The organism is Streptosporangium sp. NPDC048886 (genome assembly GCF_055586905.1).
Genome location: NZ_JBVJHH010000012.1, coordinates 66,319 through 87,256 on the forward strand (window position 1 = coordinate 66,319; position 20,938 = coordinate 87,256).

Consider the following 20,938-nt stretch of genomic DNA (forward strand, 5'->3'; position numbering starts at 1 on the left):
GAGCGATGTCTGCTCTTCGTGGCATGCACCCGAGCCCGCGACGCGTCGTACGTGTCGCACAGCGGCAAGGCGAGCCCGTTCATCGTCAGCCGCAGCCCTCGGTGATGCTCTTGGGGGCGGTCGCGTCCGCCTTCCCGGTGACGGGCCGGGAGGTGGGGGCGGGTGTGGCGGTGGACCGGGGGTCGGGCGTGGTGGCCGAGGTGGCGGTGGACCGGGGGTCGGGCGTGGCGGTCGCGGTGAGGTGCCGGCGGGGGGTGGCCGAGGCGCGGACGGCCTTGGCGGTGACGGTGCGGATCTTGGCCCAGTCGGGATAGCCGGTGTTGATCAGCGGTGGCACGAACTGCACGCTGGTCACCTTGGCGCCCTTCACCTTCAGGGCCAGCGGGACCAGGTGCTCCAGCATCGGACGTGGGATGTCGGTCCGCAGGAGTTCCTTGGTGGCCAGCGCGATCCGGTTGAACCGGGACAGCACGGTCGCCGGGTCGGCCTGGGCGAGCAGGGCGCCCAGCACGCAGCGCTGGCGTCCCATCCGGACGAAGTCGCTGCTGTTGGTGCGCGAGCGGGCGAACCACATCGCGTCGGCCCCGCGGAGCTTGCGGGTGCCCGCCTTGACCAGGCCCTCGTTGTACTTCCCGAAGACCACGTCCTGCGGCACGGTCAGCCGCACGCCTCCGATCGCGTCGATCAGCCGGGCGAAACCCCACATGTTCACCAGGGCATACCAGTCGATCTTCAGGCCGAGGGTGTAGCCGATCGTCTCCATGAGCGTCCGGGTGCCCTGGTTCCTGCGCCCACCGAAGATCTCCGGGTGGGCGTCGGAGTATTCCCAGACCGCGAACAGCAGGTCCTCGCGCGAGCCGTCCGGGTTGGCCGGCAGCCGGAAGCCGTCGGGGAAGCGCCTGGCCATCGGCGAGCCCGGGACGAAGCGGACGTTCTCCAGGTTGCGCGGCAGGCTCAGCAGCACGGTGTTGCCGGTCTCGACGTCGATGCTGGCCACGTTGATGCTGTCGGTCCGCACGCCCACCCGGTGGGTGTCGGCGTCGCCGCCGAGCAGCAGGATGTTCACCCGGTCCCGGCCCGCCCACGGGTCGTCCTCGCCGGTCGAGCTCGACGGGCGCGGCGGCGTGGCGGGGGCGCTGAAGACCTCCTCCAGTGCCGACTGCGAGACCGCGGCGTACTGCCCGACCAGGCCGAAGGGCACGAGCATGACGACCGCGAGCACTCCCGCGAGGGTCCCGGCGACGGCCTGGCCGGCCCGGGGGAGCGTGCCCGGGTTGAGTACCACGAAGGAGTGCACGACGAGTGCGGACCAGGCGGCGCCGAGCGCGATGGAGGCCACGGTGACGGCGGTCAGCCAGGAGGAGGCGACCAGCTTCCCGGCGAGGTCGCCGAGATCGGCGGTGAGCGCCACCCACAGCAGGGCCAGCAGCAGCGCGGCGTAGACCGACAGCAGCACCAGCCCGGTCCTGCGCCATCCGGCGCGCAGGTGCGCGGCCCCCGGCGCGATGGCGGACAGGGCCGTCCATCCGATGACCGCGCCGACCCCGGACGGCCTTGATCTGTCCCGCACCTGCTCCCCAATTCCTCCGCGACTTGGGCGTCGCACGGGAGATGGTAGGGCGGGGATCGGAGCCCGTGGGCGGCGAATGGGTGAACAGTATGAGAAGCAATCCGGCTTTATCGTGATATTTCCACTGGAATAAGGTTCTGCCATGCCTTTCACCGAGATCGAGTACGGCGTGGCCGACGGGGTCGCCACCATCACGCTGAACCGCCCCCACCGCCTCAACGCCTTCACCTACGTCATGCGCGGCGAGCTGATCGAGGCCTTCGACCGGGCGGACGCCGACGACGAGGTGCGCGCGGTGGTGGTCACCGGACAGGGCCGGGCCTTCTGCGCCGGAGCCGACCTCGGCGGCGGCGGCGACACCTTCAACCATCGCAGGAGCGAGGAGATGTACGGCGGTGAGGACACCGTCGACGGCTCGCCCCGCGACGGCGGCGGCACGGTCGCGCTCCGCATCGCCCGCTCCCTCAAGCCGGTCATCGGCGCCGTCAACGGTCCGGCCGTGGGCGTCGGGGTGACGATGACGCTCCCCATGGACGTCAGACTGGCCTCCGACACCGCCAGGTTCGGCTTCGTCTTCGCCCGGCGCGGGATCGTGACCGAGGCGGCCTCCAGCTGGTTCCTGCCCCGGATCGTCGGCATCGCCCAGGCCATGGAGTGGGCCGTCACCGGCCGCGTCTTCTCCGCCTCCGAGGCGCTCCAGGGCCGCCTGGTCTCCAGGGTCCACGCCCCGGAGGAGCTCCTGCCGGCCGCCTACGCGCTGGCCCGCGAGATCGCCGACAACACCTCGGCGGTCTCGGTCGCCGCCATCCGGCGGCTCATGTGGTCCGGCCTGTCGGCGGCCTCCCCGTGGGAGGCCCACCGCGCCGACTCCTTCCTCATGAACGCCCTCGGCGCCGCCCCCGACGCGGCCGAAGGCGTCACGGCCTTCCTGGAGAAGCGCCCGGCGGAGTTCCCGATGAGGGTCAGCGAGGATCTTCCGGACGCGGTCCCCTCCTGGCCCGTCAACCCCTACGGACTAGCCTGACCGCATGCTTGACGTTCTCGGTCCCGACTACGAGCTCACGGTCCTGCCCATGGCCGACGACTACGAGGGGGCGGTGGTCGCCTCGCTGGTACGGCGGCGCGCCCCCGAGCCCACCGGCAGGGCCGTTCTCTATGTCCACGGCTTCACCGACTACTTCTTCCAGACCCATCTGGCCGACCACTTCGTCGCCCGGGGCATCGACTTCTACGGTCTGGACCTGCGCAAGTACGGCCGCTCGCTGCTGCCGCACCAGACACGGGGGTTCGTGCGCAGCGTCACCGAGTACTTCCCGGAGATCGACGAGGCGATCAGGATCATCCGTGAGGACGACGGCCACGACGAGGTGATCCTCAACGGCCACTCCACCGGCGGCCTGGTCGCCGCCCTCTGGGCCGACCGGGTCCGGGGCCGGGGGCTGATCCAGAGCCTGGTGCTCAACAGCCCCTTCCTCGACCTCAACGTCCCCTCGCCCCTGCGGATCGCCGCCGACCTGCTCAAGGGGCCGTTGTCCAGGATGCCGGCCCGCGCCGTCCTGCCCCTCGGGCTGGCCACCGCCTACGGCACGAGCCTGCACCGCGACCACCACGGCGAATGGGACTTCGACCTGGAGTGGAAGCCGATCGGCGGGTTCGCGGTGCACGCCGTCTGGCTGGCCGCGATCCGCCGGGCCCAGCGGCGCCTGCACGGCGGCCTCCAGGCGGACGTCCCGATCCTGGTGCTCTGCGCCGAGAAGGGCCTGCGGCTGCGCGACTTCGCCCCCGAGGCGCAGGGGGCCGACATCGTGCTCGACCCCGGGCAGATCGCGCACTGGGCGACCAGGATCGGCCCCCACGTGACGTGCCTGCGGGTGCCGGGCGGCATACATGACCTGGTGCTGTCACCCGGGCCCGCGCGCAAGCAGGTGTTCGCCGAGATGGACCGCTGGCTCACCTGCTATCACGGGAACTCACCTGCTACCACGGGAACGTGAAGAGGCTGTAGTAGGCCGCCGCGACCAGCAGCAGGCCGGTGCCGCCCAGCACGCCGGCGATCGCGACGCTCTGCGGGCGGCTGGGCTGCCAGCCGTCCCGCAGCCCCGAGACGACGGCCGCCACGGCGGTGACCTCCTGCAGCAGCATGAGCACCGCCAGGATCCGGATGACCAGCCAGCCGGCGAGCACCGCCGGCCAGGCTCCGGCCTGGTTGACCGAGAACAGCACCAGCAGCGTGATGAAGGCCAGCACCGAGACCAGCAGCCCGAGCCCGGTCCAGGCCATCCGGCGGAAGCGGCGCCGGATGGGCTGCCAGATCAGGGCGTTGGCCTCGGCCGACAACCGCCGGCCGCGCAGCCGTACCACCATCTCGGCCACCGGGCCGACCACGTAGCCCACCGCGGCCAGGCAGAGCGTGAGCCCGAGGACCGTGCCCCCGGCGTACCACGGAGCGGTGGGGACCTCGCTGGCCTCGTAGCGCTGGACCGGGGTGGCGCCCGCGATGTGCACCACCGGCCTGGCCGTGCCGGGCAGGCCCTTGACCCAGTTGGCCAGCGTCTCCAGATAGCCGGGCGCGAACGGCCCGCCGTGGATGCGCATGCCGTGGTCGGCGCCGGCGAGGTAGCGGATCGTGTAGTCGGCGTTGCCGCCCTCGGCGAGCGCGCCGGTGAGCGCCTTGCTGCTCTCCACGAACGGGATCGACGGGTCACGTGTGCCGTACAGGGCCAGGACCGGCTGGTGGATCCCGCGCAGCGCGGGCAGGCCGTCGTAGCGCAGGAAGTTCATGTGGACCGCGCTCATCGCCCGGATGATCAGCTCACGGACCCCTCTGGGCGCGTACAGCCGGTCGAGCTGCTCGCCCATGGCCCAGGTGACCTGCCGCATGGGCGAGACGTTGGGGGCCGAGACCAGCACGGTGAAGCCGACGTCGTCGCTCTTGGCGGCCGCGATCGGGACCACCCAGCTCCCCTCGCTCACCCCCCAGAGCCCGATCCGGGCCGGGTCGACGTCGGCGCGCGTGCGCAGCCGGGCCAGGACCCGCAGCGCGTCGTCGGCCAGCAGCCCGAAGTCGCGGTCGCGGAAGTCGTAGCGGACGGTCCGCTTGTCGTAGACGAGCGTGACGATGCCCGCCCTGGCCAGCAGCTCCGCCTGCGTGGTGAACTCGCCCCGCACGCCGGGCCCGGCGCCCTGCACGAAGACCAGGGCCGGGTGCCTGCCGGGGGTGAGCGGGGCGCGGATCGTGGCTTCGAGGGTGGTGTCCCCGGCGTCGACGGTGATGTCCTGCGTGACGATCTGTCCGGCCGTCGCGACGGGCCTGGTCTCGGCCGCGGGCTGGGCGGGCAGCGTCTGGAAGACCGGGTCCACGGTCAGCGGCGGCGGATCGAAGGGGGGCGGCAGAGCGTAACCCACCGTGGCGAGAGCCACCAGGATCAAGCCCGCGGCCACGCTCAACACGCCTCGGCCAGCCCGCATGCCGATCCGCTCCCCGATCGTCGCCCGCCTCCGTGAGGACCGTATGCCGGTATCGTTCCCTCTGATCAATAAGCGTACTCACCTTCCCGATCCCACGACAGAGGGCGAGCGGTTGACAGGGGGCGCGATCGGTGTGGTCAGAGTGGACGCATTTGTGACTGGGGCCTGTTAGCTTCAAGCGACATGCGGGTGCTGCACACATCGGACTGGCATCTGGGCCGTCCGTTCCATCGCGAGAGCCTCCTGGCCGCCCAGGGGGTCTTCGTCGACCACCTGATCGAGACGGTCAGGGCGGAGCGGGTCGACGTGGTCGTCGTCTCCGGCGACGTCTACGACCGGGCGCTGCCCTCGGTCGACGCGGTCGACCTGTGCGACCAGGCCCTGCGGCGGCTGGTCGCCGAGCGGGTGCGCACGGTGCTGATCAGCGGCAACCACGACTCGGCGCGCCGTCTCGGCTTCGGCGCCGACCTGATCGACGCCGCGGGCGTCCACCTGCGCACCGACCCGGGGCGGGTGGGCGAGCCCGTGGTCGTCGGCGACGTGGCGTTCTACGGCATCCCCTATCTGGAGCCGGAGCTGATGCGCGGGCCGTGGGAGCTGTCCGAGCGCACCCACACCGCGGCGATCGGCCACGCCATGTCCCTGATCCGCGCCGACCTCGCCCGCCGGGGTCCCCGGTCGGTGGTCCTCGCCCACGCGTTCGTGACCGGAGGGCAGGCCAGCGACAGCGAGCGCGACATCAGCGTCGGCGGGGTGGCCCACGTCCCGGTCTCGGCCTTCGACGGCGTCGACTACGTGGCGCTGGGCCATCTCCACGGACGCCAGAAGATGAGCGAGACCGTCCGCTACTCCGGATCCCCCATCGCCTACTCCTTCTCCGAGGCCGGCCAGGTGAAGGGCTCCTGGCTGGTGGACCTCGACTCCGGGGGGCGGGTGAGCGCGGAGTTCGTCGAGGCCCCGGTACCCCGGCCGGTCCACCGGCTCCGCGGCCGGCTCGACGACCTGCTGACCTCGGCCGAGCACGCCCGGTACGAGGACCACTGGCTGCAGGTGACGCTCACCGACCCGGTCCGGCCGAAGGGCGCCATGGAGCGGCTCAGGTCCCGTTTCGAACACACCCTCGCGCTCTCCTTCGAACCCGAGGGCGGCGTCCGGGAGGCCGTGGCGCGCCCGAAGCTGGCCGGGCGCCCCGAGATCGAGGTCGCCCTCGACTTCGTCCGCGAGGTGCGCGGCGAGGCCGCCGACGCCGAGGAGATCCGGTTGATCCAGGAAGCCGTCGAGGCCGGCCGTACCAAGGAGGCGATGGCGTAGATGCGCCCGCACCGTCTGTGGATCAGCGCGTTCGGCTCCTTCCCCGGTGAGGAGGAGGTCGACTTCGACGCCCTCGCCGAGGCCGGGCTGTTCCTCATCCACGGTCCCACCGGCGCGGGCAAGACCACCGTGCTGGACGCCCTCTGCTACGCCCTCTACGGCAGGGTGCCCGGCAAGCGCGACAGTGCCAAGAGTCTGCGCTGCGACCACGCGCCACCGGACCGGGGGCCCGCCGTGGCGCTGGAGGTCACGGTCAGGGGACGGCGGTTGAAGATCAGCCGGTCGCCTGCCTGGCAGCGCCCCAAGCGCCGGGGGACCGGCACCACCAGGGAGAACGAGAAGGCCCTGCTGCAGGAGCTCGCCCCCTCGGGGGAGTGGACCGGGCTGACCACGCGGGTCGATGAGGCGGGGGAGTTCATCGGCACCCTGCTGGGCATGAACGCCGAGCAGTTCTTCCAGGTCGCGATGTTGCCGCAGGGGGATTTCGCCAAGTTCCTGCGCGCCGACGGCGAAGACCGGCGCCGGGTCCTGGAGCGCCTGTTCTCCGTCAGGATCTACGCCGCCGCCGAGTCCTGGCTCGCCGAGCGCCGGACCGAGGCCCACCGCGAGCAGCAGGCGTTCCGCAGGGAGGTGGACTTCGTCGTCAAGCGGCTGGAGGAGGCCGCCGGCCCCGACCTCCTCGCGTCGATGGCCGCCGCCGCCCCACGGGCCTCCGGTGCCGGGCAGGCCGGGCCGCCGGCCCTGCCCGGCCCGTCCGACCCGCCCGAGGACGGCGGCGGACCGCCGGCCGTGGCGGTCTCGGTGGTCTCGGTGGAGGACGATCCGCTGGGCTGGGCCGGGGCGCTGGAGGAACTGGCCGCCGGCACGGTCGCCCGGCTGAGCCGGGGCCACGGCGAGGGCGAGGCGGCCGTACGGCAGGCGCGCGCGGAGCTGGAGCGGGGCGCCGCGCTGGCCGAACGGCGGCGCCGCCACGCCGAGGCGCTGACGCGGAGCCGGGCGCTGGAGGAGAGCGCCGAGGAACGGGCCGACCTGGAGGCCATCCTGGCGGAGGCGGTCCGGGCCGACCGGGTGCTGCCCCTGATCCAGGCGGTCGAGCAGCGGGCCGAGGCGGCGGCCAAGGCCCACCGGCTGGCCGCCGACGCCGTGGCCCGTGCCCTCCCCCTGATCCACACCGACCTGATCCACACCGACCGGGACGCGGCCCCGGACCGCCTGGCCACTCTCGACCATCCGGCTACCCCGGACCGCCTGACCACTCCGGATCATCCGGCCACCCGCGACCGCCTGGCCGCCGCGGGGCACCGGGTCTCCCCGGACCAACTGGCCGAGCTGGAGCGCGACCGGCACCGGGAGATCACCCGGCTGAGCGAGCTGCGGGCCGAGGAGCCGCGCCTGGCGAAGATCGTCCAGGACCGCGAGGCGGCCGCCCGCGAGATCACCGGCCTGACCGCCGCGCTGGCCGCGGCCGACGCCCGCCTGGCGCTCCTGCCCGGCCTCCGCCGCGACGTGGACGCCCGCCTCACGGCCGCCCGCCTGGACGCCGCCCGGATCCCGGCCGCCGAAACGGCCAGGGAGGCCGCCGCCGGCCGCCTGCGGGCCGCCGAGCAACGCGACGGCCTCGCCGCCGCGCTGGCCGCCGCCCGCGACGAGCTGGCGGCCAGGTTCCGCGCCCTGCCCCCCGCTACGGGCGGCACCGGCGCGCCCGCCGTCCCGGACGGGGCTGCGGCCCGTGAGCTGCTGGCCTCCTGGGAACGCGAGCGCAGAGAGGAGCTCGCCGGGCTGGAGGGCCTGCGCGCCGACGAGGCCAGACTCACCGAGCTGGCCGGGCTGCTCGCCGGGCTCCACACCGGGCTCCGCGACGCGGCCGGGCAGGAGTCCGCGCTCCGCGAGAGTCAGGAGAGGCTGCCCGCCGCGCTGGCGGAGGTCTCGGCGAGGCTGGCGGCGGTCAGAGCCCGGACGGCCAGGATCCCCCTCGCGCAGGCGGAGGCGGACGCCGCCGCCGCCCGGCTCGACGCCGTCCGGCGGCGCGACGCCCTCGGCGCCGAGCTGGAGGCCGCGCGCGCGGCCCAGGCCGGAGCCACCGACCAGGCCCAGCGGCTCCGGGAGCGTCACCTGGACCTCCGTCAGGCCAGGATCGACGGCATGGCCGCCGAGCTCGCGCTCAAGCTCGCCCCCGGCGAACCCTGTGCGGTCTGCGGCTCGCCCGACCACCCGGCCCCGGCCGCCCCCGCCGCCGCGGCCCCCACCGCGCAGGACGAACGCGCCGCCCAGAGCGCCTACGACGCCGCCACGGACCGGCGCCGGGCCGCCGAGAACACCGTCACGGCCCTGACCTCGCGGCTGGAGGAGGCCCGCGCCGCAGCGGGCGGGCTGAACGCCCAGCAGGCGCAGGAGATCCTCGCCGGGGCCCGGCGGGAGCTGGAGTCCCTGACCGCGGCCGCCGGTGCCGAGACGGCGCTCAGCACGGAGTCGGACCGCCTGGCGGCCGAGCTGGAGGGCACACAGGCCCGGGCCGCGGAGATCGCCCGGACGCTGGCCGAGGGGCGGGCCCGCCAGGCCGGGTGGCAGGCCGAGCGCGACCGGCTGACCGCCCGCCTGGAGGAGGCCCGGGGTGCCGACCCCACCGTCCAGGCCCGCCGCCGCCGCCTCACCGAGGAGGCGGCCCTGCTCGGTGCCGCCCTCACCGTGGCCGTCCGCGCCGCCGACCTCGCGGCCGGTCACCGCGAGGCGAGCGAGAGGACCGAGCTCACCGCGGAGCACGCGGCGCGGGAGCTCCGGGAGGCAGAGGCGGAGCTGGCCCGGCTGCGGGAGTCGGCCGGGGCCGAGCCGGCGCTGGCGGCGGAGGCGGACCGGACCGCGGCCGAACTCGGTGAGCTGGAGGAGCGCTCGCGCGCGCTCGCGGTCACGCTCGCCGCCCGCCGCGCGGACGTGGACACGCTCACCGCCGACGGCGAGCGGCTCGTCGCGCGCATCGACGGGGCCCGCGGCGAGGACCCGACCCTGGCCGCCAGGCTGGAGCGGCTGGCCGACGAGGCAGAGCTGCTCAAGGAGGCGGTCGAGGCCACCCGGGAGGAGCGGATCACCGCCGCCGAGCTCGCGGCGGCCCGGACGCGGGCGCAGGGCGCCGCTGCGGAGGCGGGTTTCCTCGGGCTCGACGACGCCCGCGCGGCGCTGCGCCCTCCCGCCGAGCAGGAGGAGAAGGCCGCCCGCCTCCGCGAGCTCGACAAGGAGCGCCTCGCGGTCGCCGCGGTGCTGGCCGATCCGGAGCTGGTCGCCGCCGCGGCCGGGCCCGAGCCCGACCTCGACGGGCTGCAGCGCGCGCGGGACGCCGCCGAGACCGCCCACGCCGGGCTGCTCTCCGCCCGGCACCGGGCCGAGACCCGCCAGGCGCGGCTGGCCGAGCTCCGCGCCGAGCTGACCCGGTGCCTGGAGAGCTGGCTGCCCGCCGCCGAGCGGCACCGCCTCGCCGACCGGCTCGCGGCTCTGACCGGAGGGAACTCCACCGACAACCAGTGGAACATGCGGCTGTCGTCCTACGTGCTGGGCGAGCGCCTGCGCCAGGTGGTCGAGTCGGCCAACGAGCGGCTCGACCACATGTCGGGCGGCCGCTATCTCCTCGAACACAACCTCAGCCGCTCGGCCGGAGACCGGAGCAGGTCGGGTGGCGGGCTCGGCCTGCGGATCCTGGACGGCTGGACCGGAGTGGACCGCGACCCGGCCACCCTGTCCGGCGGCGAGAGCTTCATCACCTCGCTGGCGCTCGCGCTCGGCCTCGCCGACGTGGTCACCGCCGAGGCCGGGGGAGTGGAGCTCGGCACGCTCTTCGTCGACGAGGGCTTCGGCACCCTGGACGAGGACACCCTCGACGGAGTGCTCGACATCCTCGACGGCCTGCGGGACGGCGGTAGGGCCGTCGGCATCGTCAGCCACGTCGCCGAGCTGCGCACCCGCGTCCCCGCGCAGCTGCGGGTCCGCAAGGACCGTCGCGGCTCCACCCTTTCGGTGACCGTCTAGCGCCCCGCGGCCGTCCCGCGCCCCGCAGCTCGGAGCCGTCCCGCGTCCCGGGCCGGCCCGGCGGGGTGGGCGCCGGGGCGGTCTCCAGGCGCCCAGGGGCCAGGGCGGTCTCCGGACAGGCCAGGGCGGTCTTCGGACAGGTTCGGAAACCAGAGGCCGAGGTGGTCTCCATGCGGCCAGCGGCGGGGGCGGTCTCCGGACAGGTCCGGAAGGAGGCGAGGGTGGGGCGCGCCGGTGGCGCGGTAGCCTTTCGGAGGCCGACTCCGCCGCATCTGCGGGGGGAGCCCCGATCAGCAGGGAGTCGTGGTGACGACCACTCAGCGCCCCATGCGCGCCGACGCGCGCCGCAACTACGGACGGCTGCTCGCCGCGGCCCGGGACGCCTTCGCCGAACACGGCACCGAGGCGTCCCTGGAGGACATCGCGCGCTCGGCCGAGGTGGGCATCGGCACCCTTTACCGGCATTTCCCCACCCGCCGGGCACTGCTGGAGGCGGTGCTCCACGACGGCATCGCCACCATCGACGCCCGGGCCCGCGAGCTGCTGGAGTCTCCGTCACCGGAGGAGGCGCTCCTGGTGTGGCTGCGCCACCTGGTGGCCCACGCGACCACCTACCGGGGCCTGGCCGCGACGCTGATGAGCAGCATCCGTGACCCCAGCTCCGAGCTGCACGGCTCGTGCGAGACGATGCAGCGCAACGGCGACCGGCTGCTCGCCAACGCCCAGCGCGCCGGCGCGATCCGTCCGGAGGTCACCGGCGCCGACCTCGTCAAGTTGGTCAACGCGATCGCCTGGGCGGGCGAGCACGGCGGGAGCGACGCCGACCGCCTCCTCGACCTGGTGACGGACGGCCTGCGGACGCGTGACCGGTGACGGCGGCGCGCGGTCGGTGACGGCGGCGCGTGGTCGGGAGCCGCGGGCGGCCGGGTGGGTGACCGACGGTCTGCGGTGGCGTGACCGGTGACGGCGGCGCGTGTCAGAAGCCGCGGGTGCGGCGGGCGGCCGGGCGGGTGATGAACGGCCTGCGCCGGCCGGCCGGGCGGCGCACGCGCCTGGTCAGGTCGGAGCCGGTGACCGCGCGCAGGATCTCCGAGCCGAGCATCACCCCGGCGCCCAGGGCGAGAGCGGTCGACAGGGCCTGCAACAGGCTGACCAGCCCCTCGTCGGCGTGGCCGAGGCTGGCTTCGAGCATGCCCCGGTAGAGCGCGGTGCCTGGCAGCAGCGAGCCGATCGCCGGGATCGTGACCACCATCGAGGGCACCCGCGCGCGGCCGGCGTAGGCGCTGCCGAACAGGCCGACGACCGCCGCCGAGACGGCCGTCGCCAGGATGACCGGGACCTGCCAGCTGTAGAGCTGTACGAAGACCACCCAGACCATCCCGCCGCCGATCGCCGCGGGGACCAGGTGACGGGGCGGCACCAGCAGGGCGACGGCGAACGACAGCGTCAGGCCGACGGCGCCGAGCAGCTGCTCGGGCCTGATCACCAGGGGCGCGGCGGGCACGTTCTCCACACTGAGCGGCACACCGAGGCGGACCGCCGCGTAGAGGGTGACGCCGATCCCGGAGATGATCGCGGTCAGCATGAAGAAGATCTCGAACAGCCGGCCGGTCGCCGTGACGTATTCGCCGGCGATGCCGTCCTGCACGCAGGCCACCATGGGACGTCCGGGCAGCAGCGCGACGACCGCGCCCACCACCACGGCAGCGGCCTGCACCGGCGCGTCGAGCCAGATCATGAGCACCGCGACCAGCGAGCCGAGCATCGCCGCCACCGCGAGCTGGAAGAACTCCGCGACACCCCGTCGGGCCAGCCAGGCGCCGGCCCGGTCGCCCAGCACGGTGGCGCAGAAGGCGGCCACCGCGACGGGCACGCCGCCGCCGACCAGGATGCTCGCCGAGGAGGCGATCAGCGCGAGCGCCGTGATCAGGACCCAGTTCGGGTAGACCGGCACCCGCCGGGTGATCTCCCGCAGCCGGGTCTCGGCGTCGTCGAGCGGCAGCGACCCGTCGGAGGCCTCCTTGACCATGTCGTGGACGGCGATCAGCCGGTCGTAGTCGGGCAGGCGCCGGCGGACCCGCCGCTCGGCGGTGACCGGCGCGCTGCCGTCCGAGGGGACGTGCGACAGCGTGATGGCCGACAGGTTGACGTCGGCCTCGCAGTGCGGCACGCCGTAGGCGTTGGTGATCCTGCGCATGCTGCCGGACACCGTCTCGGTGCCCTCCCCGCTGCCGAGCAGCAGCTCGCCCACGCGCAGGGCCAGCACCATGGCCCGGTAGAGGTCGGGCCGGGGAGGGGACTGCTCCAGCGACGACGCCGACACCGATCCCCCTCGATCCTCTCCGAGACCAACCTCCGCTGAGGTTATCTGCTCACCGCGGAGGCCAGGACACGTACGCGCTCGGCGTGGTCGTCGTGACCGATGATCACCGGCGGCTCGTTGTACGGCATGGCGTCGGAGGAGCGGCGCAGCTTGATGTACTGCCCGCAGGCGTCGACGGCGTAGGGCTCCATGTCGTCCTGGAGCGCGCCGATCACCGTGATCCCGTAGGTCTCGCCGATCCGCCGGAACAGTGCCACCGCCTCCCGGCGGTGCTCCTTGCCGAGGTTGCGGCCCAGCTCGTCGAGGACCAGGCACAGGTGCCCGCCGCCGGAGGAGGCGATCGCCGCCGCGCAGACCAGCTTCACCGCCTTCTCGTCCATCAGCGCGGTGTTGGCCCGCCGGTTGTAGGGCACGTAGCCCTGCCCCTCTCCCCGGCGCCACTTGGGCGTGACCCGCCACGCCCAGCGCTGCTCCGGGTCGGCGGGCGCGGCCGGCACCGGGAACTCCAGCGTCGCGCCGTAGCCGCCGTAGGAGGTGTCGAGCTTGTCGAACTCCTCGGCGACCCGGGTCAGCCGCGCCTTGATCGCCGCGGTCAGCGCGGCCCGGTGCACGGCGGTGGACTGCGCGGCCTCCTCGGCGCCCTTGGCCGCGGCGGTCAGGTCACGCTGCCGGGTGGCGATCTGGGTCTGGATCTGGCGGCGCTGGTGCCGTTCGTACTCCTCCTGGCCGCGCAGGTAGGACGAGAGCGCCGCGCAGACGCCGGGGAAGGTCGCCTGCTCGCGTGCCGTGCGCCCGGCGCCGGGCTCGGTCCGCTCCCTGACCAGGAAGCGCAGCTCCTCGGGCATCTCCCCGTCCTCGCCCGGGAAGGTGTCGCGCAGCGCCTCGTCGAGGCGGCGCTCGGCGGCCCGCCACCACTCCTCGGCCGTCAGCGGGCGCTCCTGCTCGCTCAGCGCCTCCAGCCACTCGCGGGCCCCGTCGACCGTGCCGCCCCAGTCCCTGGCCAGCGCGTCCATCCCCAGCGCGTCGCGGTCCGCGGTGACCTTCGCGGCCTGGTCCCTGGCCTGGTCGCGGTCGGCCTCGTGCCGGGCTCGGCGGCCCTCCAGCCGCTCGACCTCCATGTTCCTGGTCCGGGCACGGAAGTCCAGCGCGCTCGCCCGCCGCTCCGCCTCGCCCACCTTCGGTCCGACCTCGGCCAGCGCCTCGGTCAGCTCGGTGAGCGCGGCCCGCCGCTCGGCCATCCGCCGCTCGATGTCGGCCAGCTGCACGGCGGCCCGGGCGCCCTCCAGCCGCCGGCCGGCCTCGGCCACCCCGTCCTCGGCGCTCCGCACGGCCGCGGCGGCCGTCTCCTGCGCGTCGCGTGCCCGGTGCAGCCGCTGCTCGGCGGCCTTGATCCGGGCCTCCCGGCCGGTGGCCACCGCCTCGAACGAGCCCACGACGGTGACGCCCGCCGCGCTGACCAGCACCGATCCGGGCAGGGCGGCCAGCGCCCGGGCCGCCGCCGCCAGGTCGGACGCGTCCACGATCACCGCGTGCTCCTGCGGCCAGCCGCGGGCCCCCAGCGCTGTCGCCGCCTGCCCCGCGCGGCCGGACGCCGACTCCTCGTCGCGGGCGTGCTCGGCCACGTCGACCGCGTCGAGCAGCCCGGTCGCCCCGACCCCGGCCTCGGCGAGCGCGTTGAGCTGGGCCGCCGCCGGGCCGCCCTCGGCGTCGTCGAGCGCGGCCCTGGCCCCCTCGACCTCCCGGTCGGCCACGCCCAGCGCCTTCAGCGCCTCGTTGAGCCGGAGCCTGGCCTGGGCCAGCTCGGCGTCGGCGGTCTTCACGTCGCGGCCGTCGGCCAGCCGCCGCTGCTCCTCCAGCCCGGGGATCCAGCCGCGCAGCTCGTCGGCCGAGTTCTCCGCGACGGCCCGGTCGGCGTCGAGCTTGGCCGCCCGGGACTGCAGGGCGGCCAGCTCCTTGCGGGCCTCGGACAGGGCCCGCTCCAGAGTGTCGTCCTTGAGCGTGGCGATCTCCGCCTTGACCACGCCGATCGCCTCCACCGCCCGCTCGCCCGCCGCGCGGGAGCGCTCCAGGTCGGCGGCGAGCGCCCCGTCCCGCTGCGCCGCGTCGGCGAGCCTGCGCGCCAGCCGTCCCCGCCAGCAGCGCAGTGCCTCCGCCAGCCGCGTCCGGGCCCGGTCGCGCCGGTCGAAGGTCTCCAGCAGCGTCCGGGACTCGTCTTCGAACTCCTTGAGCAGCTCCACGGCCTGTGCCGCCCGCCCCCGCTTGACGTGCTCGTCGCGCCGGGCCTCCCGCTCCTGATCGAGCTCGGTGTCCAGCCCGGTCAGCGCGGCGATCGCCTCGAAGACCCGCTCCGGGGAGATCTCGTTGAGCGGCTGGGAGAGCAGGTTCGTGGCGACCTTGCTCCGCACCGAGGTGGACAGGAACGACACGCACCTGACCCGGTCGCCGTAGAGGAACCTGGTGAGGTCGCGTGCCACCACGTCGCGGCGCCCCGCCGAGCGGGGCAGCGCCGCCCACACCTCGTCGGCCCGCGCCACCCGCTCCGCCTCCGAGGCGGCCGCCGCCACGCGCACCCCCGGGACCCATCTGATCTCCAGGTGCGGCGCCTCCTGGTTGACCCGCAGCCACACCGTCACCGCGTCGTCCACGGACCCGGCCCCGGCGAAGACGCCGACGATGTAGCCGTGGTCGGCGCTGGCCCACGACCTGCCGCCGCCGCCCGCGGCGAGCTCGGCGTTGAACAGCAGCTCCGACACCGACTTGGCGCCGGAGGCGAAACGCCACTGCTCGTCGCCGAGCAGCGCGGTGATCATCGCGATGAACGAGGACTTGCCCGCGCCGTTGGAGTCCTTCGGCCCCGCGCCCGCGACCACGATCAGCGTGCCCGGCACGGTCGGCACCGGATGGGTCGACAGCCGGGAGATGTTGACCGCCTGCACGGCGATCAGCACGCGGTCGCCGACCACGTTCTCGCTCGGAGCGTCGGCCCGGACCTCCACCGGCACCAGGCTCGCCTGGCTCCCGTGCGTCCGCTTGGCGCTCTCCTCGTCCTGGGCCGCGTCAGCTCCGCGCTTGCGCGAGCTCCTGGCCGCCTGGCCCGGCTGTCCGGTCAACCCCGTCGTTCCCTTCATCTGCGGTTCGCTCTCACTGCCGCCGCCAGCGGGGTGTGCGGCCCCGCGGCGAGGATCAGCTCTTCCTGCAGGCGGCGTCTGGCCTGCGGGGTCAGTCGGTGGAACTGCGGGCCGGGGGTGTATCCCCCGGCCTCCTCGCCCGCCTTGACCTGGGTCACCAGACCCGCGTGGCGCAGGGTCCGGAGCGCGGCCTCCAGCTCGCCGATCGGCAGCCTGGTGTGCCGGCGCAGCTCCTCCAGCTGGGCGGGGAACGGCGACAGCCAGCTGTCGGCGGGCAGCAGGCCGTCGGCCCGCGGGATCGCCACCGAGTGGATCAGCACCAGCACCAGCACCGCCCGCTCGGCCTCGCCCACCGTCGTGCCCGTCTCGGCGGCCGTCTCGGGGGCGTAGCCCGAGGTCCACGCCTCACGGTCCTGGATCAGGACCCGGCCGCGCCGCTGCAGCATCTCCGCGAGAGTACGGCGGAGCACCGGGTCGCGCAGCGCGGGCAGGCGCGCCTCGTGGACCGGCTCGGCGGCGTGCTCGACCGCCATGAACGCCGCCACGATCTCGGCCCTGCGCCGCTCGTCGAACGGGCCGAGCAGGTCCTCGTCCACGCTCTCGGGGACCACGACGCTCGCGACCGCCCCGGCGGGGGCGGGCTCGGCCGCCGGGAGCACGTCCAGCCCGGTGAGCTCCTCCTCGCCGGTGGGCAGGCGGCGCATCAGCTCCCTGAGCTGGGCATGGGAGCCGGCGGGCCAGCAGGCGCAGCGGGGGCCGAGCCGTACGACGCCGCCGTCCACCTCCAGCCAGGCCGAGTCGTGCAGGCGGCGCAGCGCGCCGACCGCCCAGTTGCGCATGAGGTCGTCGCCGCGCCCGATCAGGGCCCGGTAGGCCGCCAGCACGTCGTCCACCGGCGCGGGGACGCCCGGCCACGGGTCGGCGGTCAGGTCGCTCCAACAGCACTTCAGCGCCGCGGCCAGCACCCGCCGGGTCTCACCCGACCGCTCCACGTTCACCGGTGCGACCTGGTATTCCTCCAGCAGCGAGGGGGTCGCCCCGTCCGGCCAGACCGGCAGCGCCAGGCCCGTCCCGTCGCCGTGCGCCAGCCGTGCCATGCCCGGGGGAGCGGGCTCGCCCGCGCCGAGCGGGAGCGGGCCGGCCGCCCTGGCCCGCGCGTGTGCCAGCTCAGGCGTCATGTCCGGTCCTCTCCAGGTGGCCGTGCGACAGCCAGGTGGGTTCGGCGTCGGGGGCGGCGGTGAGCGAGTCGGACCAGCGCAGGCGGTAGGGGGACTCGGGGCGCAGGTCGGCCGAGACGAGATCGGCCAGCAGGCGGCGGGCGGAGACCCACTCGCCGTCGGCGGTGAGCAGCTCCTCCAGCCGGGCGGAGTCGCGCCCGGCGAGCGCGGCCTCGGCGACGGCGCTCAGGTGGTCGAGACCTCCGGTGCCGGGGTCGTAGGAGTCGGCGGGCCCGGGATCGGGCAGGGCTGAGCGCGGGGGAGTGGGCTGGGCGGGCGCCGGCCGGGGACTCTCGTCCACCGCCCGGACGATCGCCGCCGGGTCGTGCCAGGGGGCGGGGGCGTCGAAGACGAATCCGTCGAGCACGGCGGCCAGGCGCTCCTTGGTGGCGGTCTGCGCGAAGGTGCGCCAGGTCTCCGCGGGCAGCAGCGTCAGGTTCCTGGTCGTGCCGGCCGAGTCGGCCAGCCGCCCGGCGGCCCGGCGGGAGGCGTCGCTGTAGGCGTAGATCGCCGCGCGCAGCTCGGTGCAGGTGCGGTCGAGATCGGGCCAGCGGGTGAGGATCGTGCCGTGCAGGCTCTGCGCCCTGCGGGCGATCTCCTCGGTGCCCCAGAGCTTGGGGGCCTGCTCGCGCAGCTCCTCGATGGTGCCGCTGGTCAGCGTGATCAGCTCCAGCGCCCAGAGCCGGAAGGCCCGCGACAGGTTCTGCGCGCTGAGCCGCGCCTCCTCCATGGTCGTGCGGGGGTCGGCGACGTTGAGGTCCTCCAGCGCGAGCAGCCGGTGCATCTCCGACTGGCCGCCGTCGTCCATCATCCGCCGGATGAACATCAGCCCCACCACGCTGGTGAACGACGCGCGGTAGCGGAGCTGGTTGGGCTTGGGGAACACCTCACGGATCGCGCCGAGACCCTTGAGCACCCGCAGCCGGTTCTCGAACTGGTCGAGCGGGTAGGCCCGGCAGACGTGGCGCATCTGCTCGTGGGTCAGCCACTCCTCGCCGGCCTCGGCGAACGCCGCGAACAGCGTCTCGGCGATGTCGACCAGCACGGGCTCGTCGACCACCGCGCCGCTGTCGCGCGCCAGCGCGGCGAACATCCGGCGGTAGGTCGCGAGCACGGCCTCCTCGGTGAGGGCCGAGTCGAGCGTGATCTCGTGGTTGGTGTCTGGCACGCGCCCTACCGTAAGGCTTTCGCCCGACAATCCAGGCCCGTACGCCGGGTGAGCGTCCGCACTGCGACCGCCGTCACCGACACGCTAGGGTAACCCCGGTAAACGGGGACGAAGGTCAATTAATAGTGGCATACAGGGTGAGTTACCGATGAGTATCCCCCCGTCGCGGGGCGATCGTACGGCCGCCGGGATCGCAGCCGCCCAGGCCGCGGTGGCGGCGCCCGCCGCCCGCGCCGCCGCACTCGGGCATGGGGCCGGCCGGGCCGCCGCCCGGGCCCGCGCCGCGGCCGGGCGGCACGGGTAGTGGGCGACATGGACGATCTCCGGAGGGAACGGCTCGCGGCGCAGTCGCTGTACCGGCCCGGCCCCGTGGGCGTGCCCGAGCTCGTCGGGCGGCTGCTGGCCGTACAGGCCCAGGACGTCACCGCGGCGGCTCTGGCCTTCCGCGCCCGCTCGACCGCCCTGACCTGGCTGGACGTCGAGAGCGCCCATCAAGACCGCTCGATCGTCCGCGCCTGGGGGCCGCGCGGCACCCTGCACTACGTCCTGCCCGGGGACCTGGGCTGGCTGACATCCCTGTCCGGCCCGGCGCTGGCGCGCCAGGCGGTCCGCCGGATCGGCCAGGAGGGGGTGAGCGGGTCTCCCGAGACGCTGCTGGCCGCCGTCACCCAGGCCCTCGAAGGGCAGGGGCCGCTGACCAAAGCCGAGCTGGGGGAGCGGCTGGCCTCCCGCGGCGTCCCCGCCACAGGCCAGGCGATCGTCCACCTGGCCGCGCTGGCCGCGGCCCACGGCCTGGCCGTCCTCGGTCCCGCCAGGCGGCCGGCCGGGGCCCGCGGGCCGGCCGCTCCCGCCCCGGGGACGGGGAGCCCCGGGCGGGGCGGCGCGCCGGGCGCGGGGAAGCCGACCTACGTGCACGCGGCCGACTGGCTCGGCGCCCCGGTGCTCTCCCCCTTCGACCGGGACCGCTCCCTGGCGGAGCTCGCCCGCCGCTATCTGCGCGCGCACGCCCCCGCGACCCCCGCCGACCTCGCCGCCTGGTCCGGCCTGCCGCTCGGGGACGCCCGGACCGGCTGGCGGTTGATCGCCGGCTCGCTGGAGCAGGCACCCGAGGGCGGCTGGCGCCTGCGGGGGAGCGCCCCCGGACCTGAGTCCGGCCCCGGCCCCGGCCCTGGACCCGGACTTGGTCTCGGACCTGGTCTCGGACCTGGTCCCGGCCCTGGACCCGCGCCGCACGCCGTACGGCTCCTGCCCGCCTTCGACGAGTATCTCCTGGGCTGGCACACCCGCTCCGCCGTCCTGGCCGACGCCCACGCCCGCGCGGTCCACCCCGGCGGAGGCGTCCTGCGTCCCACGGTGCTCGTCGACGGGGTCCTGCTGGGCACCTGGAGTCTGAACGGCGCCAGGCTCGCGCTCTGCCCGTTCGAGGCGCTCCCCGCCGGGACGGGGCCCCTGCTCGCGGCCGAGGTCGAGGACGTCGCCCGCTTCCTCGGCCGTCCCCTCGCCCTCGCGGAGCCCGGCCGGGGCGCCTCCCCGCCCCCCGGTCGCTGACGCGTCCGGGGAAGGACCGCCGCCCGCCGAACATCGACATGCGGACCCTCCAGGGGAACGCGGTAGTGGACGGTCGACGCCTGGCCGTCCGGAGTGTTTTGGACCGCCCTGGCGATCCTTTTGGGCATCCATCCCGGCGTTTTGGGGTGAAATGTCAGGGGTGGGGCGTATGGTGCGCGGGTGCATCCTCCGCAGCAGCCCCAGCAGTGGCCGGGCCAGCCTCCGCAGCAGCAGCAGCCGTACCCGACTCAGCCCCAGCAGTGGCCGGGCCAGCCTCCGCAGCAGCAGGCGCACCCGACTCAGCCCCAGCAGTACGGGCAGCCCCAGCAGTACGGGCAGCCTCAGCAGTACGGGCAGCCGACTCGGCAGTATCCGCAGCCTGGGCCACCGCCGGGCTGGCAGCGACAGCCTCCGATGGGGCCGCCACCCGGATGGCAGCCGGGCCCAGGCCAGCACCGGCCGCCGAAGAAGAGCGGGAAGGGGGCGGTGATCGGTGTGATCGTCGCGGTGGTGGGTGTGCTCGCCTTGCTGGGCGGACTGGTCGCCCTGCTGGGCGGGGATAAGAAGCCAGTCGCCTCGACGAGCGCATCAGTGAGCGCCAAGCCGTCCAGTACGGCCGAGGCTGAGCCGAGCGAGAAGCCGACGACGACCTCGACTGATCTGTCGGGCGGGAAGGACAAGGGGAACGAGACTGCGTTCATGGCCACCATGCGGCAGCGGGCTGACCTGAAGGACAAGAGCGCGGCTGACCTCATACGGCTCGGCCGAGCGGTATGCAAAGCCATGGACGGAGGGCAGAGCCTGATCGATGTTGCAGTGAGCAACGCCGATGAGCTTGGCGCTGAGAATTCTGGATACGTGGCAGGTGCGGCCGTCGTCACCTTGTGCCCGCGTCACCAGGACAAGGTTCCCAGCTAGAGCAGCGTCTGGGCCACGAGTGGTTGTAGGTCGCTGACGGGGCCTCCTTTGGGTCCGCCGGGGCCCTGGACGCCGCCGGCGCCGATCTGCTCCCGGTATGGCAGGCACGTGAGCTTGGGATGCGCGGTGAGGCGGTCGCGTAGCTGGGCCTGGGCGGCGCGCACGCGAGCGTTCGCAGCCTTCTTCGCCTCAGGGTAAGGGCACCGAGCGGCCTTCTCCTTCTCAACTTCTCAGCGCGGATCTTCCGCTCCAGGGCGCGCTGACGCTGCCGGG

Annotated in this window: 15 protein-coding genes; 8 read left to right on the forward strand and 7 right to left on the reverse strand. The window is 74.6% G+C overall.

Annotated elements, in window-relative coordinates; translation table 11 throughout:
• Positions 1-85: 85 nt before the first annotated feature.
• Entirely contained in the window at positions 86-1,570 is a 1,485-nt protein-coding gene (locus ACZ6R6_RS16705; protein WP_470094174.1) for an LCP family protein, read from the reverse strand.
• A gap of 142 nt (positions 1,571-1,712) precedes the next feature.
• Between ACZ6R6_RS16705 and ACZ6R6_RS16710 the strand changes: the two genes are divergently transcribed.
• A complete protein-coding gene (locus ACZ6R6_RS16710) occupies positions 1,713-2,594 on the forward strand; it encodes a crotonase/enoyl-CoA hydratase family protein (protein ID WP_470094176.1) in 882 nt (293 codons plus the stop codon).
• Between the two features lie 4 nt (positions 2,595-2,598).
• A complete protein-coding gene (locus tag ACZ6R6_RS16715) occupies positions 2,599-3,564 on the forward strand; it encodes an alpha/beta hydrolase (RefSeq protein ID WP_470094178.1) in 966 nt (321 codons plus the stop codon).
• On the opposite strand, the gene ACZ6R6_RS16720 is transcribed toward ACZ6R6_RS16715, so the two are convergent.
• A complete protein-coding gene (locus ACZ6R6_RS16720) occupies positions 3,548-5,038 on the reverse strand; it encodes an alpha/beta hydrolase family protein (RefSeq protein WP_470094180.1) in 1,491 nt (496 codons plus the stop codon). The two genes, ACZ6R6_RS16715 and ACZ6R6_RS16720, sit on opposite strands and share 17 nt — an antisense overlap.
• Before the next feature lie 183 nt (positions 5,039-5,221).
• Between ACZ6R6_RS16720 and ACZ6R6_RS16725 the strand changes: the two genes are divergently transcribed.
• The 3 genes from ACZ6R6_RS16725 to ACZ6R6_RS16735 all read left to right on the forward strand — a co-directional run bounded on the left by ACZ6R6_RS16725 (position 5,222) and on the right by ACZ6R6_RS16735 (position 11,236).
• The gene (locus tag ACZ6R6_RS16725) at positions 5,222-6,349 is read left to right on the forward strand and encodes an exonuclease SbcCD subunit D (protein ID WP_470094182.1); all 1,128 of its coding nucleotides are present in this window, start codon (positions 5,222-5,224) and stop codon (positions 6,347-6,349) included.
• Positions 6,350-10,363 (forward strand): AAA family ATPase, encoded by a 4,014-nt coding sequence (locus ACZ6R6_RS16730; protein WP_470094184.1) that lies wholly within the window; start codon positions 6,350-6,352, stop codon positions 10,361-10,363.
• A 306-nt stretch (positions 10,364-10,669) separates the two neighbouring features.
• The gene (locus ACZ6R6_RS16735; RefSeq protein ID WP_470094186.1) at positions 10,670-11,236 is read left to right on the forward strand and encodes a TetR/AcrR family transcriptional regulator; all 567 of its coding nucleotides are present in this window, start codon (positions 10,670-10,672) and stop codon (positions 11,234-11,236) included.
• A 103-nt stretch (positions 11,237-11,339) separates the two neighbouring features.
• On the opposite strand, the gene ACZ6R6_RS16740 is transcribed toward ACZ6R6_RS16735, so the two are convergent.
• The 4 genes from ACZ6R6_RS16740 to ACZ6R6_RS16755 are packed head-to-tail and all read right to left on the reverse strand — an operon-like array spanning position 11,340 to position 18,199.
• Positions 11,340-12,686, reverse strand: coding sequence for a threonine/serine exporter family protein (locus tag ACZ6R6_RS16740; RefSeq protein ID WP_470094188.1), 1,347 nt, complete (start codon positions 12,684-12,686; stop codon positions 11,340-11,342).
• Between the two features lie 41 nt (positions 12,687-12,727).
• Positions 12,728-15,796, reverse strand: coding sequence for a coiled-coil domain-containing protein (locus ACZ6R6_RS16745; protein WP_470094189.1), 3,069 nt, complete (start codon positions 15,794-15,796; stop codon positions 12,728-12,730).
• Positions 15,797-15,810: 14 nt separating this feature from the next.
• Positions 15,811-16,992: a hypothetical protein gene (locus ACZ6R6_RS16750; RefSeq protein ID WP_470094191.1), complete on the reverse strand. Its 1,182-nt coding sequence runs from the start codon at positions 16,990-16,992 to the stop codon at positions 15,811-15,813.
• Positions 16,982-18,199, reverse strand: a complete 1,218-nt coding sequence (locus ACZ6R6_RS16755; protein ID WP_470094193.1) for a hypothetical protein — start codon at positions 18,197-18,199, stop codon at positions 16,982-16,984. The genes ACZ6R6_RS16750 and ACZ6R6_RS16755 overlap by 11 nt, the downstream gene beginning before the upstream one ends.
• A 148-nt stretch (positions 18,200-18,347) precedes the next feature.
• Between ACZ6R6_RS16755 and ACZ6R6_RS16760 the strand changes: the two genes are divergently transcribed.
• From ACZ6R6_RS16760 to ACZ6R6_RS16770, 3 genes are all read left to right on the forward strand, one after another.
• Positions 18,348-18,503: a hypothetical protein gene (locus tag ACZ6R6_RS16760; RefSeq protein ID WP_470094195.1), complete on the forward strand. Its 156-nt coding sequence runs from the start codon at positions 18,348-18,350 to the stop codon at positions 18,501-18,503.
• Between the two features lie 8 nt (positions 18,504-18,511).
• Complete coding sequence (locus tag ACZ6R6_RS16765) at positions 18,512-19,747, forward strand: winged helix DNA-binding domain-containing protein (RefSeq protein WP_470094197.1); 1,236 nt, start codon at positions 18,512-18,514, stop codon at positions 19,745-19,747.
• 486 nt (positions 19,748-20,233) lie between these two features.
• Positions 20,234-20,665, forward strand: a complete 432-nt coding sequence (locus ACZ6R6_RS16770; RefSeq protein WP_470094199.1) for a DUF732 domain-containing protein — start codon at positions 20,234-20,236, stop codon at positions 20,663-20,665.
• Here ACZ6R6_RS16770 and ACZ6R6_RS16775 read toward each other — a convergent pair.
• Positions 20,662-20,829: a hypothetical protein gene (locus tag ACZ6R6_RS16775; RefSeq protein WP_470094201.1), complete on the reverse strand. Its 168-nt coding sequence runs from the start codon at positions 20,827-20,829 to the stop codon at positions 20,662-20,664. The two genes, ACZ6R6_RS16770 and ACZ6R6_RS16775, sit on opposite strands and share 4 nt — an antisense overlap.
• Between the last annotated feature and the right edge of the window lie 109 nt (positions 20,830-20,938).

Excerpts from the sequence above, each read along its gene's own strand:
- ACZ6R6_RS16710 (WP_470094176.1), top strand. The coding sequence starts at position 1,713 with ATGCCTTTCACCGAGATCGAGTACGGCGTGGCCGACGGGGTCGCCACC.
- ACZ6R6_RS16715 (WP_470094178.1), top strand. The coding sequence starts at position 2,599 with ATGCTTGACGTTCTCGGTCCCGACTACGAGCTCACGGTCCTGCCCATG.
- ACZ6R6_RS16720 (WP_470094180.1), bottom strand. The coding sequence starts at position 5,038 with ATGCGGGCTGGCCGAGGCGTGTTGAGCGTGGCCGCGGGCTTGATCCTG.
- ACZ6R6_RS16725 (WP_470094182.1), top strand. The coding sequence starts at position 5,222 with ATGCGGGTGCTGCACACATCGGACTGGCATCTGGGCCGTCCGTTCCAT.
- ACZ6R6_RS16730 (WP_470094184.1), top strand. The coding sequence starts at position 6,350 with ATGCGCCCGCACCGTCTGTGGATCAGCGCGTTCGGCTCCTTCCCCGGT.
- ACZ6R6_RS16750 (WP_470094191.1), bottom strand. The coding sequence starts at position 16,992 with ATGACGCCTGAGCTGGCACACGCGCGGGCCAGGGCGGCCGGCCCGCTC.
- ACZ6R6_RS16760 (WP_470094195.1), top strand. The coding sequence starts at position 18,348 with ATGAGTATCCCCCCGTCGCGGGGCGATCGTACGGCCGCCGGGATCGCA.
- ACZ6R6_RS16765 (WP_470094197.1), top strand. The coding sequence starts at position 18,512 with ATGGACGATCTCCGGAGGGAACGGCTCGCGGCGCAGTCGCTGTACCGG.